Source organism: uncultured Nostoc sp., from assembly GCF_964245575.1.
Taxonomy (GTDB): Bacteria; Cyanobacteriota; Cyanobacteriia; order Cyanobacteriales; family Nostocaceae; genus Nostoc.
Map to the genome: position 1 here is coordinate 1 of NZ_CAXTNP010000123.1, position 1,936 is coordinate 1,936.

General features: G+C 41.9%; 2 protein-coding genes. Both read left to right on the forward strand.

Going from position 1 to position 1,936, the window contains the following annotated elements:
* Positions 1-62 precede the first annotated feature (62 nt).
* Positions 63-554 carry a Dps family protein gene (locus ACFFAP_RS19785; protein ID WP_375512804.1) on the forward strand — a complete coding sequence of 164 codons (492 nt, stop codon included), beginning with the start codon at positions 63-65 and terminating at the stop codon, positions 552-554.
* 135 nt (positions 555-689) lie between these two features.
* Entirely contained in the window at positions 690-1,364 is a 675-nt protein-coding gene (gene grpE, locus ACFFAP_RS19790) for a nucleotide exchange factor GrpE (protein ID WP_375512805.1), read from the forward strand.
* The last annotated feature ends 572 nt before the right edge of the window (positions 1,365-1,936 follow it).

The following is a 1,936-nucleotide window of genomic DNA, read 5'->3' on the forward strand; positions in this document are numbered from 1 at the left end:
GACTAATGCCCAATCCCCAATTCCCAATCCCCAATTACATATAACCTAATTAGGAGAAAATTATGTCATCTAAAGTAACAGTCAAAAATGTAAATATAGGCATTGACGAGGCGAGTAGGGCTAAAATTGCCGAGGGTTTATCTCGCCTGTTGGCTGACACTTATACACTTTATCTGAAAACTCATAACTTCCATTGGAATGTAACGGGGCCGATGTTTCAAACATTGCATTTGATGTTTGAAACACAGTATACAGAATTAGCTTTAGCAGTTGATTTAATTGCTGAGAGGATTAGAGCGCTTGGCTATCCTGCGCCAGGAACCTACAGCGAATATGCCAAACTGAGTTCGATTCCAGAAACTCCCGGCGTTCCGAAAGCTGGGGAAATGATCGGTTTACTAGTGGAAGGACAAGAAGCTGTAGTCAGAACTGCACGCTCTATTTTCCCCGTGGTAGAGGAAGTTAACGACGAACCTACCGCCGATTTATTAACTCAACGGATGCAAGTACACGAAAAGACAGCTTGGATGTTGAGAAGTTTACTGGAAGAATAGGGACTAGGGACTGGGGACTAGGGACTAGGGACTAGGAACTAATAAAGACTTAATTTTTTTTGCCAATACCCAATACCCAATCCCCAATCCCCAATACCCAATCCCCAATACCTAGTCCCCAATCCCCAATACCCAATGCCCAATACCCAATACCCAATGCCCAATACCCAAAAGTTGCAAAATTTAATGCAACAGGCGGGGATTCCTAGTTTCAAAGCGCTCAGTCGCGCTGCTGGTGTCTCAGAGCGTCAACTTTTGCGGTTACGCCAAGGAAAGCTTGAGCAGATGCGGGTAGATGTACTGCTCAAGCTGTCGCCAGTGCTACAAATTTCATTGAATGAATTAATTGCAACTTTTTCAACTGTAGAGTTGTTACCAGAGAAAGCAGCGCCTACTCAGGAATTATTAGAAGAAATTGCAGATTTAAGAAAAGAGTACCAGCGATCGCAACTTCAATTAGAACAGCAGCGAGAGATATTACTACAAGAACTCCAGCAGTCGAGTTTGCAACTGCTGGAGTCTTTATTATTGCAATGGCCAACAGCAGCACAGAAAGCGCAGGAAAATCCCCAGCTAGCAGCAGTCAAAATAGTACCGTTGGTGCAAAAACCTCTAGAAAAGCTTTTACAGGCGTGGGGAGTGGAAGCGATCGCACCCGTGGGAGCAGAATTACCTTATGATCCCCAGCTGCACCAATTGATGGAGGGAGTTGCACAACCTGGAGAAATAGTCAAGGTGCGCTACACTGGCTACCTTCAAGGTGAGAAGCTGCTTTATCGAGCTAAAGTAAGTCCTCTTAGAGTGAGCTAGAAGGCAAATTTTGCCCTCCTCTAACGCCCCGTCAGGCTTTTTACTTGTTCGCGTAATTCCCCGTTGCCTAATACCAATTCACGAAAATCCTGATACATATAAATTTATCGTAAGGGCATGGCAATGCCATGCCCTACTGGCGTATTTGTATCATTATTAAAGTGAAATGGTATAAGGTTAAGGAATCGCCTCCCTGCCTGGGCTACAAAACCGCTTATTTGAACCGTATTGCTGCAAAAACCAAATTTTTTTGCTAGAGTTTCTTAATCTAGACAGGAATTATTGCAATTATGTAAGTAATCGGACATAAATAAACTTAAATGCTAATTACTATCATAAAAAGCTGCACATTAATGCCCTCAGGCTGGAAGTCTGGGATTACATAAACAAAGCCTGCCTTTGTAGGCTATTTTGATAATGTTTATTGAACAAATTTCAGTTTTGCAAAAATATTTGGCAGATTATCTGAAAAGCTGGAACTTTTACTTTTAGTTCAATATTAAACTCCAAAGATAAGATTAATCTCCGTTATTTAACTTAGTCATTTGCTAGTACTCAGGCAATATTTACTT

Coding starts and splice junctions, on each gene's coding strand:
- ACFFAP_RS19785 (WP_375512804.1), top strand. CDS start 63: ATGTCATCTAAAGTAACAGTCAAAAATGTAAATATAGGCATTGACGAG.
- grpE (WP_375512805.1), top strand. CDS start 690: ATGCCCAATACCCAATACCCAATGCCCAATACCCAAAAGTTGCAAAAT.